The organism is Streptomyces noursei (assembly GCF_001646665.1).
In the GTDB taxonomy this organism is placed as follows: domain Bacteria; phylum Actinomycetota; class Actinomycetes; order Streptomycetales; family Streptomycetaceae; genus Streptomyces; species Streptomyces lavendulocolor.
This window is the reverse complement of sequence record NZ_LWBU01000347.1, coordinates 29,124-44,306: the sequence shown is the minus strand read 5'-3', so window position 1 is coordinate 44,306 and position 15,183 is coordinate 29,124. Positions and strand designations below refer to the sequence as shown.

11 protein-coding genes are annotated in these 15,183 nt (G+C 74.3%); 2 read left to right on the top strand and 9 right to left on the bottom strand.

From position 1 onward, the window contains the following. The first annotated feature begins 5 nt into the window (after positions 1-5). Positions 6-1,745, top strand: a complete 1,740-nt coding sequence (locus tag A4V12_RS23860) for a CocE/NonD family hydrolase (protein ID WP_234372320.1) — start codon at positions 6-8, stop codon at positions 1,743-1,745. Here A4V12_RS23860 and A4V12_RS23855 read toward each other — a convergent pair. The 9 genes from A4V12_RS23855 to A4V12_RS23815 all read right to left on the bottom strand — a co-directional run bounded on the left by A4V12_RS23855 (position 1,710) and on the right by A4V12_RS23815 (position 13,652). Next, positions 1,710-2,789 carry a glycosyltransferase gene (locus tag A4V12_RS23855; RefSeq protein ID WP_064071453.1) on the bottom strand — a complete coding sequence of 360 codons (1,080 nt, stop codon included), beginning with the start codon at positions 2,787-2,789 and terminating at the stop codon, positions 1,710-1,712. The genes A4V12_RS23860 and A4V12_RS23855 overlap by 36 nt on opposite strands. Positions 2,790-2,917: 128 nt before the next feature. Then, positions 2,918-4,150 carry an ATP-grasp domain-containing protein gene (locus A4V12_RS23850; RefSeq protein WP_064071452.1) on the bottom strand — a complete coding sequence of 411 codons (1,233 nt, stop codon included), beginning with the start codon at positions 4,148-4,150 and terminating at the stop codon, positions 2,918-2,920. Then, positions 4,143-4,847 carry a PIG-L deacetylase family protein gene (locus A4V12_RS23845; protein WP_234372319.1) on the bottom strand — a complete coding sequence of 235 codons (705 nt, stop codon included), beginning with the start codon at positions 4,845-4,847 and terminating at the stop codon, positions 4,143-4,145. Before A4V12_RS23845 ends, A4V12_RS23850 begins: the two co-directional genes overlap by 8 nt. After that, the gene (locus A4V12_RS23840) at positions 4,844-6,874 is read right to left on the bottom strand and encodes an NAD-dependent epimerase/dehydratase family protein (RefSeq protein WP_064071450.1); all 2,031 of its coding nucleotides are present in this window, start codon (positions 6,872-6,874) and stop codon (positions 4,844-4,846) included. Before A4V12_RS23840 ends, A4V12_RS23845 begins: the two co-directional genes overlap by 4 nt. 91 nt (positions 6,875-6,965) lie before the next feature. Next, a complete protein-coding gene (locus A4V12_RS23835) occupies positions 6,966-7,709 on the bottom strand; it encodes a hypothetical protein (protein ID WP_064071449.1) in 744 nt (247 codons plus the stop codon). An 8-nt stretch (positions 7,710-7,717) separates the two neighbouring features. Further along, positions 7,718-8,752 carry an arginine beta-hydroxylase, Fe(II)/alpha-ketoglutarate-dependent gene (gene vioC, locus A4V12_RS23830; protein ID WP_064071448.1) on the bottom strand — a complete coding sequence of 345 codons (1,035 nt, stop codon included), beginning with the start codon at positions 8,750-8,752 and terminating at the stop codon, positions 7,718-7,720. Between the two features lie 346 nt (positions 8,753-9,098). Then, positions 9,099-11,063: an amino acid adenylation domain-containing protein gene (locus A4V12_RS23825; RefSeq protein ID WP_234372318.1), complete on the bottom strand. Its 1,965-nt coding sequence runs from the start codon at positions 11,061-11,063 to the stop codon at positions 9,099-9,101. A 5-nt stretch (positions 11,064-11,068) separates the two neighbouring features. Beyond that, on the bottom strand, positions 11,069-12,229 hold the full coding sequence (vioD, locus tag A4V12_RS23820) for a capreomycidine synthase (RefSeq protein WP_234372317.1): 1,161 nt from the start codon (positions 12,227-12,229) through the stop codon (positions 11,069-11,071). A gap of 19 nt (positions 12,230-12,248) precedes the next feature. Beyond that, positions 12,249-13,652 carry a KamA family radical SAM protein gene (locus A4V12_RS23815; RefSeq protein WP_064071445.1) on the bottom strand — a complete coding sequence of 468 codons (1,404 nt, stop codon included), beginning with the start codon at positions 13,650-13,652 and terminating at the stop codon, positions 12,249-12,251. 525 nt (positions 13,653-14,177) lie between these two features. Between A4V12_RS23815 and A4V12_RS40030 the strand changes: the two genes are divergently transcribed. Continuing rightward, complete coding sequence (locus A4V12_RS40030) at positions 14,178-15,146, top strand: hypothetical protein (protein ID WP_434974783.1); 969 nt, start codon at positions 14,178-14,180, stop codon at positions 15,144-15,146. Positions 15,147-15,183: the final 37 nt, after the last annotated feature.

Sequence of the window (15,183 nt, the reverse complement as noted above, 5' to 3'; positions counted from 1 at the left end):
ACGATGTGAAGATACCCGTGCGGGACGGCGTGTTATTGAGTGCCGACCTCTACCGCCCGGACACGGCAGGCGAAGTGCCGGTGCTCATCCGGCGGACGCCCTACGGAAAAGCGGGAAGCCCCGGCGGGGCCTCCGTCGACGGGCTGCGGCTGGTCCGCTCCGGATACGCCCTGCTGGTGCAGGACGTCCGCGGCCGGTTCGCCTCCGGCGGCACCTTCGAGCCGTACTGGAACGAGGCCCGGGACGGCGCCGACACCGTCGCCTGGGCGGTGCGGCAGCCCTGGTGCGACGGCTCGGCGGGCCTGTTCGGCCGCTCCTACGAGGGCATGGCCGCGCTGCTCGCGGCGGCCGAACGGCCGCCCGGCCTGCGGGCCGTCGCGCCCCACGTGGCCGGTTCGGGGTTCGACGAGGGCTGGACCCGCCAGGGCGGCGCCCTCCAGCTGGGCTTCCTCCTCTACTGGGTGCTGTACGACCTGCTGCTCGACGGGGCCGGCCTGAGCGGACCGGAGCTGGCCGAGGTGGCCGGCGCGGTCGACCGGATCGACGAGCTGTACCGGGACCCGGACGCGGCCGCCGACCTCCTGGACCGGCTCGCGCCCTATTACCGGGAATGGCTCGCGCATCCCACCGGACACCCTTACTGGAGACGTGCAGCACCCCGTGACGCGTATGCGGAGATCGACATTCCCGTGCTCAATATGACGGGGTGGTACGACATTTTCCTGGCCGGGGCCCTGGAGAATTACCGGGGAATTCGGGAACAGGGCGTGGAGACACGTCTGGTGGTCGGACCCTGGTCCCACTGCGTCACCGGCGGAACATTTCCGCAGCGCCGTTACGGGCTCGCCGCCGACGAGCAGCGGCTCGACGTCACCGGCCTGCACCTGGACCACTTCGACCGCCACCTGCGCGGCCGCCCGGCCGCCGGCCCGGCCCCGGAACCGGTGCGGCTCTTCCTCACCGGCGCCGACGAGTGGCGCGCCTTCCCCGACTGGCCGGTCCCGGGCACCGAGGCGTACGTGCTGCACCTGGACGGCCGGCGGCTCGTGGCCGGCCCGGCACCGGAGGCGCCCGGCAGCGACGTCATCCGCCACGACCCGGCCGACCCGGTGCCCACCGCCGGCGGGGCCACCGCCCTGCCCGGCCAGTTCACCGGCGGCGACTGCGGCCCCCTCGACCAGCGTGAGGTGGAGCGGCGCGACGACGTCCTGTGCTTCACCGGGGCGCCGCTCACCGCCCCGCTGACCGTGGTCGGCGACACCGTCCTGACGGTGTACGTCACTCCCGACGCGGCGGGCGCCGACGTGACCGGCAAGCTCGTCGACGTCTGGCCCGACGGCCGGGCGGAGCTGCTGTGCGACGGCATCCACCGGCTGGCACCGCAACCGGCGGCGCCGGTCCCCGGGGCGACGCCGGATCCCGGCCCGAAGGCGGACACCGTCCCGGACCCGGTGCCGGACGCAGGCCCGGGCCCGGTGCCGGACACCGGCCCCGACCCGAAGGCGGACACCGGCCCGGGCCCGGAGGCGGGCGGGGTGCCCGCCCCCGGCCGGCCGACGGAGGTCACCGTCCGCCTCGGCGCGATCGGCCATGTGTTCCGCACCGGCCACCGCGTGCGCCTGGAGGTCGCGGCCGGCAACACCCCGCGCTTCGACGTCCACCCCCGGGTGGTCGCGCACCACACGGTCCACCACGGCGGTGCCCATCCCTCACACCTGCTGCTGCCGCGCCTCGCCGGCGGCTGACGCGGCGGCCGGGCCGGCGGCGTCCGGATGGAAGACCGACAGGTCGGCCACCTTCTCGATCCGCCGGCCCGCCTCCCAGTGCGCCCGCCTCAGCCGCCGCAACTGGGCCTTGGTCAGGCGGGTGCTGTGCTGCGGGATCGACCGCACCATGCGCGCCCGCTTGGCCGAGGCCGGGTAGCGGTCCCGTACCCGGTAGGGGTCGTTGAGCAGGTGGTGCGCGGTACCCGCGTGGAAGGCCACCTTCAGCAGCGCGTAGTACGCCGCGGCGCCCGCGCCCTTGTCGCGGGCGCAGTGCACCAGGGTCCTGGTGGCCTCGAACAGCCGCCACAGCACCGGCACGGCCGGCGTGGTGAACACGCCCGTCTCCTGGGCGATGCCCTCGCCGACGCCGTAGCGGAAGTAGCTGCGCATGTTGGCGAAGCCGTGCTGGGCGTCGTGGAAGATCCGGGCCTCGGGCAGGTACACCACGGGGATGCCGGCCAGCTGGAGCCGGAAGTCGAACTCCCGGTCCTCGCACCAGTGGATCAGCTCGTCGAAGTGGTAGCCGCCGATGTGGTCGACGATCGCCCGGTTGTAGATGAGCGGCGGGGACAGGGCGCTGACGTAGTCGCCCTCGTCGAACTCCCGCACCCGGGCGGTCAGCCGGCTGAGCAGGCCGTCCGACTCCCCGTACACCACCTGGCCCTTGACCACCGGCTCGGTGAGGACGGCGCGGACCATCGCCCGCACCACGCCCGGTGCGAAGGTGCAGTCGGAGTCCATCAACAGCAGGTACTGCCGGTCGGTGGCGGCGGCCCCGGCGTTGTAGGCGGCGCCCAGGTTGCCGACGTCCTCGATCTCCGTCACCGTCAGCGGCCGCGGGTGGTCGGCGATCAGCTTCAGTACGGCGTCGCTGGGGCCGTTGAGCGCCAGGACGATCTCGACGTCCTCGTCGATCGACGCGATGCAGTCGGCGATCCGCAGGTCGTCGCGCAGCGCGATGACGACGGCCGTGCGGGCGATCCCCCGGTCCACCGCGGCCTCGTCCACCTGGTCGGTGGCCATCCCGTTCTCCCTCGTTCTGTTCGTGTGTCCGCGGGCCTCGCCGCGGCTGGGCGTACGGCTGTCCGTACGGGTACGCGGGCGGGTGGGCGCAGCAGGTGTTCCGCGCCCGTCCGCCGGCGGTGTCGTGGTCATCGCGTCGGCGCCTTGAACCGCAGGGGCAGCGCGCGCAGGGTGCGTTCGGCGATCGCCTCCGCCTCCGCCGAGTCACCGCCGTACGCGATCACCCCCGCCAGGACGTCCGCCCCGCCGCGGTAGGGCGGCACCACGGTGCCGGGCGCCAGCTCGATGCCCCAGAAGACGTCGTGCACCCCGGCCCGCCGGGCGACGTCCCGCGGGTCGCCCACCCACTCCACCACCCCGCCGTCCGCCGGCAGGAACCGCTGGACCGCCGCCCCGTCGCGGGTCGGACGCAGCTCCGAGAGGTCCAGCGGCCGGCCCAGCGCCAGGCGCACCACGTTGGGCAGCGGGTCCACGCCCGTCGCCAGCCGCATCACCTCGGTGGCGATCCGCGCGCCGGTGATCCGGCAGGTGATCTCCAACAGCACCACCCGGCCGTCACGGGTGCGCAGGATGTCGGTGTTGATCACCGCCGGGTCCAGCCGCAGCGCGAGTGCCCCGCGCCGCACCGTGTCGGTGACCTCCTCGATCTGCTCCCCGGTGAGCCGGCTGGGCAGGGTGTCACCGCCCTCGAAGAAGTACGGGGCGAACTCCTCCTTGCGCCCGTACTCCCGGTCGGCGAACCCGAACCGGTGCAGCTCGCCGTCGACCATGAAGGCGGCGAGCGTGTGCTCGGTGCCCTCCAGGAACTCCTCGACGACGATCCGCCCGACGGGGCTGAGCCGCAGCGCCTCGGCCGCCAACTCCCGTACCGCCCCGGGCGAGTCCACCTTGACGACGCCCAGCGACCCGGTCTGGTCACTGGGTTTGATCACGGCGGGCAGGCCCACCTCGGCGACCGCCCGCAGCGCCTCCTCCACGCTCTCGGCGGCCGCGAACCGGGGCAGGTCCAGGCCCGCCTCCCGCAGGATCGCCAGCCGCCGGTCCTTGAGCGTGCAGTCGAGCGCCGTCTCCAGGGGCAGGCCGGGGCAGCCGAACCGGTGCGCCACCACGCTGACGGCCGGCGGATTGTCGGCCCCCAGCGAGAACACGCCGTCCAGCCGGTCGATCTCCGCCGCCGACAGCTCCGCCAGGACCGCCGTGCCGTCGGCCGGGTCGCAGACCAGCAGGACGTCCGCCGCCTCCCGGGCCCGCTCGGTGGGCGTGTCGGTGACCACCACCAGCTCCCGCCGGGTCGAGCGCAGCTCGGCCAGCGAGCGGTCCATCCCCGAGCCGAGCCCGCAGACCAGCAGCCGCTCAGTCACGGACGCCTCCCGGTCCGCCGGCCGGCGGCGGGGTGCGCAGGCCCAGGACCTGGAACACCTCCGCGTGGCCCGTGCCCGTGGACACCGCGGACCGGTAGCGGGCCAGCCCGCGGATGGCCTCGTCCCAGGCGGCGTGGCGCAGTTGGGACACGTACGCGCGCATCGCCTCGACCTTGGTGCCGATCTGGCCGTCGATGTCCTCCGCGTACTGGAACCGGGCCATCGGCGCCCACACCTCGTACCCGAGGACCAGCCGCGGCGCGGGCATGGGCCGGTCGCCCGCCTCCTGGAAGAACTCCGACTGCGCCATCCACAACGCCTCGGTGGTCAGCTGGTGCACCATCCGGTGCTCGACGTCGTCGTCGTTGTCGTGCGGCAGGTAGACCACCTGCGGCCGCACCTCCCGCAGCACCCGCACCAGGTTCAAGTGCACGCGGCGGGAGAGCGTGAAGTCCCGCGACGGCTCGTCGAAGCGGATGCAGCGGTGCACACCGAGCGCCTTCGCGGCCGCCTCCGTCTCGGCGGCGAACTCGGCGTCGGTGACGGCGTCGTCGAGGGCGCTGCGCTCGCGCCCGATGACGATGACGACCGTCACCCGGGCGCCGTCGCGGACGTGTTTGGCGATGGAGCCGCCGCAGCCGATGACGTCGTCGTCCGGATGCGGTGCGACCACCAGCACATCGGTGACCCCGGTCACGACCGCACCTCCGGCACCTGCCGGGCCCAGCCCGCCCACTGCCCGGTCAGCCCGGCGCCCTCGGCGAAGGAGGTGCGGGCGGTGAAGCCCAGCAGCCGCGCGGCCTTGTCGTACCGGGCCCGGGCCGTCGAGCGGTACAGCTCCAGCTCCCAGTCCGGCACCGGGTCGCCGGTGCCGGAGCCCTGCGCCTCCGGCTCGCCCAGGCCCCGCAGCGAGCGGATCGCGTCGAAGAAGCGGCCCCAGCCGAGCTGCTCGCCGTTGCCGACGAGGAAGCGCTGACCGGCCGCCGCCCCGGTCCCGGTGGCCAGGAGCACCGCGTCCACCAGGTCGTCGACGTACACGGCGTTGCACACACCGGTGTCCTCGCCCGTCGGCAGCGCGGCGAAGTCGCCCTCCGGGCGCTGCAACTGGGCGGTGGTCCACTGGCCGCCCCACGGCCCGTAGACCACGCCCGGCTGGAGCACGACGGTCTCCAGGTCGGGGCCGTGGGCGTCGAGGACCAGCCGCTCCGCGGCGAGCTTCTGCTGCTCGTACTCGCGGTCGGCGGGGTCGGCCGGGCGGGCCGGCGACTCCTCGGTCAGCTCTCCGGTGACCGCGGGGTCGTAGACGTCGACGGTGCTCAGGTGCACCACCCGCCGGACGCCCGCCGCGCGCGCGGCGGCCAGGACGTTCGCGGTGCCCTCGACCGAGGCGGCCCAGCGGTCGGCCTCGTCACCGGCGCTGCCGAAGGCGCAGTGCACGACGGTGTCGCAGCCCTCGAAGGCCTCCCGCAGCGCGTCGGTGTCCAGCAGGTCCGCCCGGCGGAACTCCAGCCGCTCCTGCGGCAGCGCGGACAGCCGCGCGGCCCTGCCGAAGCCGCGCACCACGGGACGGACACGCGCCCGGGTGCCGAGGGCGAGCCGCTCGACGACGCGCCCCCCGATGAACCCGCCGGCACCGGTGACCGCCACCGTGCGGTCGGCGACCGCGGCGGCGCACTCGTCCGGGACGGCGCGCGCGGTCCAGGGCTGGACGGCCTCCTCGTGGGCGCCGCCGTAGCACTCCTGGATCAGCTCCACGACCCGCAGACCGTCCTCGGGGCCGGAGTGCACGGCGGCGGTACCGCGCACGGCCGCCGCGAAGTTGGCGAGCTGCTCGGTGAAGAGCAGCTCCCACTCGCCCTGCGCGGGCGCCACCGCCTCCACGTCGCCCCGGTGCAGCTCCACGCCGTCCGCCGTGACCAGGGTGCACTCGCCGGCCGGGAAGTCGGTGCCGATGGTGACGGTCGCCCGGGTGCCGGTCACCGTGCAGGAGATGCCGAGGTCGCGCACCCGGCTGAACGCGCAGTGCACGTCGACAGCGCCGAAGCGCAGGTGGGCCTCGGCGTCGGTCTCCACCCCGCCCAGCGTGTCGTCCCGGTAGCGGACGACCTCGACGTCGTGGCCGAGCCACCAGTGCAGCGTGTCGAAGACGTGCGAGGCGGTGTCGGTGAGCACCCCGCCGCCCGCGAGCCGCCGGTCGAACATCGACCACGAGACCGGCTCCCAGGCGTACGGGTGGCCCTCCGACCAGTCGACGCGCACCACGTCGCCCAGGTCACCGCTGTCGATGAGCCGCTTCACCCAGGCGTACGCGGGGAAGAGCCGCCGCGGATGGGCCATGGCGAGCAGCGGCGCGGAGGCGTCCGCGGCGAGCTCGACCAGGTGCCGGGCGTCCTCGACCGAGGTGGTCATCGGCTTCTCCAGCAGCACGTGCTTGCCGGCCGCGAGCAGGGACTCCACGGTTTTCGCGTGCGCGCTGTGCGGTACGACGACCACGGCGGCGTCGAAGTCACCGGCGGCCTCGGCGGGGTCGGTGGCGATCACCACCTCGTCGGCGCCCGTACCGCCCAGCTCGCGGTACAGCTCCAGCGCGTCCCGCGCCTGCCGCGGGTCGCGGTCGATGAGCGCGGTCAGCTGGACGTCGCCCTTCAGCGGCGGCAGGGCGGGCAGGTGGCAGCCGCGGGCGGCGGCACCGCACCCGACGATGGCGAGACGTACGGGAGGCATGGGTTTCTCCAGAGGGTCGGAAGGGAGTGGCGGGGATGGTCGGGGAGGGAGGCGCCCGGGCGGCCGTACGCCGTGGGGCGCGCGGTGCGGGTCAGGGCGCCCCGGCCGGGTGGTGCACCCAGACGTTCGGCTCGGCGTACGTGCCGTGCCCGTCGTCGCCGACCCGCAGCGGCACGAGGCCGCCGGGCAGCGGGTGGTCGCCCGGCCCCGGCAGGGGGAGGCTCAGGAACTCCTCCCACCGGGACACGGGCTGGCGGATCACCAGCGACCGGTGCGCGATGCCCAGCTGCCGGGCGCCCAGCTCCAGGTGCGTGCGCAGCCACGGGTCGAAGCAGCGCCCGTCGGGACGGCGCCAGGCGGCGTACTCCTCGATCGGCACCAGCGGGTAGCGCGGCTTGCGCGTGGGCCGCACCGGGATGATCACCCCGAGCGGGCACCGGTCGGCGGCCCTGGCGCGCACCTCGGTCAGCAACCGCTCGGCGTGGCCGGCCGCCCGGTGGGCGGGGTCGACGGACACCGAGAGCATGCAGACGGCGTCCGGCCGCTCCGGGGGGCCGTCGTCGACGGCCCGCACCAGGACCTCGTCACTGCCGGAGGGCAGCGACGAGGCCGTGCCGTCCCACCGCACCGGGAGCCCGTTGGCCGCCGCGACGAGTCTGCCGCCGCCGTCGACCAGGCACAGCTGGTGGTCCGGGTAGCGCTCGTACATCCCGTGCCAGCGCCAGTTGCCGGGGGACTCCCAGCTCATGAACGCGGGCATGTTGGCGCCGATCAGGGCGTCCACCTCGGGCAGCAGCCACGGGTCTCGGGACAGGTCGGTGAGGGTGAGTGCCACGGGTGCGCTCAGCCCAGCAGCCGGGTCTCGGCCGAGGCCCGCATCGGGCGCGAGCGCCGCAGGTCGGCGGTGACGCACACCCGCTTGAGCCAGCGGTCGGTGCCGTCGTAGCGGGCCCGGAACGGCAGACGGCCGTGCACCGCCCGGTGGTTGTCGATGAAGAGCACGTCGCCCTGGTCGGCGATGACCTCCCGCATACCGGCGTCCACCACCTTGAACAGCGCGTCGTACGCGCGCCGGGCGTCGGCGTCGTCCTCCGGCACGGAGGTGAAGTACGGGTCGAGCCGCATGTACGGGTCCTGGCGCGAGCCGTACAGCAGCGGGCCGAGCGGCCGCTCGTCGATCATCCGCTGGATGGTGGCGAAGCGGGCCGCCTCCTCCTCGGAGGTGATCGTGTTGTTTTTCGGCAGGTGGGACTCGTCCGGGGCGATGTAGAACCGCGACTCGAACAGGATGTCGATGTCCTCGTCGGACAGCGAGGACAGGTCCAGCTCGCCGATCGTGGTGGGCACGTGGTCCGGATTGCGCAGCGCGCCCAGGATCAGGTAGTCGCTGCGGTACGGGTGGAACGCGTCCTCGGTGTGCCAGGTCAGCAGCTCCTTGCTGCCCATGCCGAGCTGGTCGTTCTCGTGCTGGCGGATCGGGAAGATGTCGTGCACGAGGTGGCCGTCCTGCTGCGTGGCCCACCCGAAGGGCTCGCCCAGCACCGCCGAGTACAGCATCAGCAGCAGCTCCTCGGGGAACTCCGGGCCGGGCCGGTGGCGGCCGCGCCAGTGCTCGGGGGTGGGCCCGATGCGCCGCTGGTCGAACTCGTGGCCGCGGACGACCACATGGCCGTGGCGGTCGCCCAGCTTGAAGTCGCGCAGGAAGTGCTGCACGCCGAGCGGCAGCCGGGCCGCGAGCCGCGGCAGGTCGCGCAGGAGCTCCGGGTCGCCGAAGGACGGGTAGGTGGCGGCCAGTTCGCGGGTGAGCGCGGCGGTGGCGGCGGCCTCGTCGGAGGTGAGGGTGTAGCTGCGTGTGGACTGGTCGGTGAGGTTCGACATTGCCAACTCTCGCTGAGTGGTCGGGGATGGTTACCGCTCGCGGGCGGCCGGAGCCGGGCCCGCGGGCCCTCGGGTGGTGCGTGGTGACGCGATGGTCGGTGGGGTGCGCGTTGGCCCGTGTGATGCGCGTGGCGCCCGGTGGTCGGTGTGACGTGATGGCCGGTGGGACGCGTGTTGGTCGTTGTGATGCGCGGGGTGGTCGGTGTGGCGTGGTGGCCGGTGTGACGCGCCGGGCGCCCGCCCGCGCGTTGCCGCTGCCGGGGGGCCGGCCGGCGGCCCTCCGCGTGCGTGGCTGCTCGGGGCGGGGCGGCCGTGCGGGGCCGGTGGCCCCCCGCGGCGGACCGGTCTACCGGGGCAGGCCCGCCTCCTGTGGGCCGGCCTGCCGTGGGCCCGCCTCCCGTGGACCGGCGGTCGCGAGCGCCCCGGCCAGCAGCCGGGGGGTGGGACACCGGAGCAGGGCGCTCGCCCGCAGCCCGGCCGCCGAGGGGAGGAACTCGCGCAGCCGCGCAAGCAGCCGCATGGCGAGCAGGGACTGCCCGCCGTGCTCGAAGAAGTCGTCGTCCGGGCCGAGTTCCGGTGCGCCGAGGACCTCGCGGAAGAGGCCGAGGACGGTGGACAGCGGTTCACCGCCGGGTCCCGGGGCTCCGGGGACGGTGCGCCCGGCCCCCGTACCGGTGGCCGCCGTGCCCGTGCCCGTGGCCGCCGCCGCGTTCATGACCGTCGCCGTCGCCGTCGCCCAGTCGCTCAGCCGGCGCTTGTCGATCTTGCCGTGCGGGTTCTTCGGCAGGACGGACACCCGGTACAGCACCCTGGGCACGGCCCAGTCGGGCAGCTGCTCCTCCAGCGGCGCCACCAGCGCGTCCCTCTCCGCCGCCGTCAGGCGCACCGCCTCCCCGGGGAGCGGGGCCCGCTCCGGGTCGGCCGGGACGGTGAACGCCCACAGCACGGTTCCGGTCGCCGGGTCGGGGAACACCACAGCCTGTTCCACCGAGGGGTCCTCGCACAGGGCGCGTTCCACCCGCGCCGGCTCCAGCCGGTGGCCGCGGATCTTGACCTGGTCGTCGAGCCGCCCGAGGAAGACCAGGTTCCCGTCGGCGTCGATGCGCCCCAGGTCACCCGTCGTGTAGACCCGCGCGCCGGGGACGGCGGACAGCGGGTCGGGGACGAAGCGGCGGGCGGTGGCGGCGTCGTCGTCGAGGAACCCGCGTGCCAGCAGCGGCCCACCGATGTGGATCTCCCCCGACTCGCCCTGCGGCACCGGCCGTCCGTCGCGCCGGACGCTGATCTCCACGTCCCGCAGCGGGGTGCCGAGCGGAACCTCCCCGGCGTCCGCCGGGAGCAGCCCGGTGTAGAAGGTCGAGCTGACGGTGCACTCGGTGAGCCCGTAGACGTGGGCGAGTTGGGCGGGCTGCCGGGCCTGCCACTCCCGGTAGGGCCGCGGGTCCATGCGTTCGCCGCCGACCACCACCAGGCGCAGCCCGGGCGGGGTGGTCAGGCCCCGTGCGTCGAGCCAGCGGGCGTACTCCAGCCAGTACTGCGTGGACAGTTCCACCACCGTGGTCCCGGTACGGGCCATCATGGTGTGCAGCTCCTCCGCGTCCAGGGCCCGGGTGTCGGCCCTGCACACGACCGCCGCGCCGGCCACGAGGGCGGGGAACACCTCCTCGATCAGGACGTCGAAGCCCAGCGAGGCCACCTGGAGCCAGCGGTCCCCGGCGGCCAGCTCCAGCCGTTCGGCGACCGCCGCGGCGAACCTGCGCAGCGAGTCCCGCTCGATGAGCGTGCCCTTGGGCTGCCCGGTGGACCCCGACGTGAACAGCACGTACGCCACGTCGTGTCCGGCGGCCCGGGCCGGCGGCCGCACCGGGCGGCCGCCGACGTCCGCCGCCCCGGCCCCCTCTCCGGTCGCCGCCCCGCCGGCCGTCCCGTCGGCCGCGCCGCCGGCCGCGCCGTCCGGTACGTACGCCGCCGCGGGTGCGTGGGCGCCGTCGCCCAGCCACACCGCCGCCTCCGTACGGCGCACCAGCGAGTCCCGCGCGGCGGCGGGCAGCCGGTCGTCCAGGACGGTGAACCCGGCCCCCGCCTTCAGCGCCGCGAGCATGCCCAGCACCGTGCGGCCGGGGTCGGCGAACGCCAGCCCCACCAGCCGCCCGGGGCCCGCCCCGCGCCCGGCCAGGGAGGCGGCCCAGGCATCGGTCAGCCGGTCGACCGACCGGTGGGTGAGCACCCGGTCCGGTGTCACCAGCGCGGGCGCGTCCGGCTGATGGCGTACGCGCAGGTCCCACAGGTCCAGTACGTCGGGTGCGTCCACGGCGGTCACCGTCCCGCCCCGCGGGTGCGCAGGAACTCCGACAGCCCCGCGAGTCCGGCCCGGAAGCCCTCCTCCGGGCCGCCGAAGCCCAGCCGCGCGCCGTGCGGGGCGCCGAAGGCGGTGCCCGGCACCAGGAGCGTGCGGTGGCGCGACAGCAGCTCCAGGCAGAACCGTTCCACCGCGGCGGGACCGTCCGCCGCCCGCTCCAGCTCCCGGAAGACCGGCAGCGCGCACACCCCGCCCTCCGGCGGCGTCCAGCGCACCAGGTCCTCGTGCTCGGCCATCCACTCGGTGAGGTGCGCGAGGTTGCGCCGTGCCTCGGCCGCGCGCCTGCCGATCAGCACGTCGGCGTGGCGCATCGCCCGCTCGGCGATCAGCTCGACCAGCGGGGACAGGAAGAGCGTGGTGCGGTCGCGCAGCGGGAAGACGGCCGGGACGATGTCGGGTGGCGCGATGGCCCAGCCGACCCGCAGCCCGGGCAGGCCGAACGTCTTGGAGAAGGTGCCGTAGGAGATCGTGTCGCCACGGGTGGCGGCTGGGTCCGGGAGGACGTCCCAGCGGTGTGCGATCTCGGCGGTGGCGGCGTCCCAGACCAGGGTCGCGCCGGCGGCGGCGGTCCGCTCGGTCAGCGCCTTCAGGCCCTGCGGCGACAGTGTGACGCCGGAGGGGTTGTGCGGGAAGTTGACGACGACGGCCGCGGTGCCGGGCGTGACCAGGCCCTCCAGCACGTCCTCGTCGATCTCGCCGTCGCGCACGGCCGCGGCCGGCAGCTCGGCGACGTCGCAGCCCGCCGCCCGCGGGTAGTGGCCCAGCGAGTGGTAGATGCCCTGCTGGACGACCACCCGGTCGCCGGCCCGCAGCAGTGTGCCGAGGGTGAGGGCGATGGCCTCGCTGGAGCCGTGGGTGACCAGTACCCGGTCGGCGTCGCCGCCCGCGTACCGGTCGGCGATCGCCTGCCGGATGCCGGCGCCCCCCTGGGAGACGCTGTCGTCCATGACGACGGCGTCCAGGTCCTCGGCGGGGATGCCGCACAGTTCGCGTATCTCGGCGAAGGTGTACGGGTGGACGCCGCTGGAGCTGATGTCGTGGATGTCGGGGCCCAGGTGGCGGCGGTACCACTCCTCCAGCACCGGGGGGTCCTCACGCGGTGGACGCAGACTGCTCATGGGTGTGCAACTGTCCCTTCTACCCTTGACGGGCGCCCTGGTGGGTCTCCCGCCACCACTGCTGCCCGGCGAGCGGCAGCGTGTCGATGGGGTCGTAGTAGTGGTACGAGCCGTTGCGGGCCTCCGGGTCCGCCGCCTCCAGCGGGGTGAGGAAGCTCTTGCTCCAGTGCGAGACGCCGAGCACGCGGTCGTACGAGTCGGCCTGGTCCACCCAGCGCTTGCCGGCCAGCGGCACGTCGCACACGATGCGGGGCGTGGAGAACCCGGGCAGGTAGCCCATGATCTGATGCTGGATCAGTTGGGCCCGGTGCAACGGAACCCGCCAGTGCTCGGCGTTCGGGATCATGTCGCACATGTAGAAGTAGTACGGCGTGATCCCCGCGTGATCGATGAGCGCGAAGCACAGGTCGAGCAGGTCGTGCGCGCTGTCGTTGACGCCGCGCATGAGCACGCCCTGGTTGCGCACGTCGTGCAGTCCCGCGCCCAGCAGCGCCCCGGACGCCTCCGCCACCGCCGGGGTGATCTGCTGGGCGGCGTTGGCGTGGGTGTGCAGCGCGATGCGCACCCCGCGCGAACGGGCCGTCCGCGCGACCCGTGCGACACCCTCCAGCACCGGCCCGGAGCGCCAGTGCTGGGGCAGTCCGACCAGCCCCTTGCTCGCCAGCCGGATGTCCCGTATCGACTCGATCCCCAGCAGGCCGTCGATGAAGCGCTCCAGCCGCGGCCAGGGCATGTTGGCCAGGTCGCCGCCGGAGACCACCACGTCCCGGATGCCGGGGGAGGCCCGCAGGTGCTCCAGGATGCGGTCGGCACGGTCGGTCGGCTTCAACTGGAGTTTGTTCTTGGCGACCTGGGGCGTGGAGTTGCCCACCAGGTCCATCCGTGTGCAGTGCCCGCAGTACTGCGGGCACGTCGACAGCAACTCCGCCAGCACCTTGGTGGGGTAGCGGTGGGTCAGCCCCTCCACCACCCACATGTCCTGCTCGTGCAGGGAGTCCCGGGAGGCCATCGGGTGCGACGGCCACTCGGGGTGCCGGTCGGAGAGGACCGGCAGCATGTAGCGGCGTACCGGGTCGTCGTAGAACGCCTTGGTGAGTTCGCCCGGCCGGCCGCCGGCCGCTTCCGGCGCCATGGTGTTGATCATCTGGGGCGGCAGCAGCACCGACATGGTGGCGCGGTGCAGCCGGTCCTGCTCCCAGTCCTCGTAGAAGCCCTCGTCCAGCAGGTCGCCCATGACCGCGCGCAGGCCCTTCGCGTCCTTCACACAGTGGGCGCGCTGCCACTGGGGGTCCGCCCACTCGGCGGCGGTGACGTCGCGCCACCCGGGCAGGCGCCGCCAGTCCGGCTCCACGAGCGGACGGCTGCGGTACTCGTAGACGCCTTCCAGTGCTGCTGATTCCGTCTGGCTGCGTGCTGTGTCCACCAACCCGCCACCCAATCCCATCGGTTTCGGCCGTATCGCCTGCCGTCGATCTTGCAGAGCGTGAGGGGTTGTACACGAGGGGAAGTTGTACGGGGCGCGAACAGTGAGTGCCCCTGTACAACTCCGGGCCGTTCGGCGCGAAGCGGAAGACGCCCAGTGGGGTAGGAGGGGAGCGGACGACCGCGCTCGGGGGGCGGTGCGACCGGCTGCGACCGCTGGCCTGAATAGTTGGTTGATGAGTTGATGTGTATGTCACTGGCATGTACCAATGACCCCGGATCGGGTGCGAAGGTCTCCCTGCCGGGAGGCCGGCAGCCTCCGGCTGATCGTGCCGTCGGGACCGGACGCCGCTGACCACGGTTGTACGGCCCGCGGGACCTGTGCCTCGTCGAGACAACCGAGTACCAGGGGGGAAACATGCCCAGGCCAGAGCGGTTACTGGACCCAACTGCAGGACCACTGGAGGCGTTCGCCCACGACTTGCGCATTCTACGGAGGCGGGCCGGGAACCCGTCGTACCGCACCATGGCGAAACGGGCGCACTACTCCGTGGCCACCCTCGCCGAGGCCGCGCGGGGGCTGCACAAACCCTCGCTGAAGGTGACGCTCGCCTATGTGGCCGCGTGCGGTGGGGACGAGGAGGTGTGGTCGCGCCGCTGGCACAGTGTCAGCAGCGAACTGGAGGCCCGCGACGTCCTGAGACGGCGGCGCCCGGGCGGAGCGGAACGGGAACCTCCCCGGGAGCCGCTCCGTGCCGGTCGCCGCCGGCCCGCGCCGAGCCCTCCGGGCCACCACCCGGACCCCGAACCCGGACGGCACGCGGCCGGGGCGGCGGACCATCCCCCGCACCGCGGTCCGGGCGGGAACCGGGACCGGACCGCGGAACGGGCGGTGGACCGGGGCTCCGAACGGGTGCCGGACCGGCCCACGGACCGGGGCCAGGAGAACCGCGCGACCGACCGAACCGCCGGCCGCACAACGGACCGGACCTCGGACCGCACAACGGACCGCGGCCCCGACCGGACGACGGACCGCACAACGGACCGGACCTCGGACCGCACAACGGACCGCGCCACCGACCGGACGACGGACCGAACCCCGGGCCGGACAACAGACCGGACAACGGACGGCGTCACCGGCCGGGCAACCGACCGCGACGCCGGCCGGACCACGGATCGTGCCCCGGACCGCGGCCACCCCCGTGCCGCGGACCGGAGCCCGGACCGCGGCCCGGACCGGGCCTCGGCCCGCGGCCAGGACCCCGGTTGGCGGGACCACGGCGCCCCGGCGCCCGCCGCCTCCCCGACCGGCCGCGCCCCCGGCGCGCTGACCCGCGACGAACGGGCCGAACTGCGCAGGCTCCGCAGCGAGGTGGAGGAACTGCGGCGCGCGAACGAGGTGCTCAAGGCGGCGTCCGCCATCTTCGCCGCCGATCTCCGCACAACGTCGAAGGTCGTGTACAACTCCCCGGGTCGACAAGATCGGTCCGCGTGACCGGTGCACCCCGCGCCCACGAGGCGCGGGGTGCACC

Coding starts and splice junctions, on each gene's coding strand:
- A4V12_RS23855 (WP_064071453.1), bottom strand. CDS start 2,789: ATGGCCACCGACCAGGTGGACGAGGCCGCGGTGGACCGGGGGATCGCC.
- A4V12_RS23840 (WP_064071450.1), bottom strand. CDS start 6,874: ATGCCTCCCGTACGTCTCGCCATCGTCGGGTGCGGTGCCGCCGCCCGC.
- A4V12_RS40030 (WP_434974783.1), top strand. CDS start 14,178: ATGGCGAAACGGGCGCACTACTCCGTGGCCACCCTCGCCGAGGCCGCG.
- vioC (WP_064071448.1), bottom strand. CDS start 8,752: ATGTCGAACCTCACCGACCAGTCCACACGCAGCTACACCCTCACCTCC.
- vioD (WP_234372317.1), bottom strand. CDS start 12,229: ATGAGCAGTCTGCGTCCACCGCGTGAGGACCCCCCGGTGCTGGAGGAG.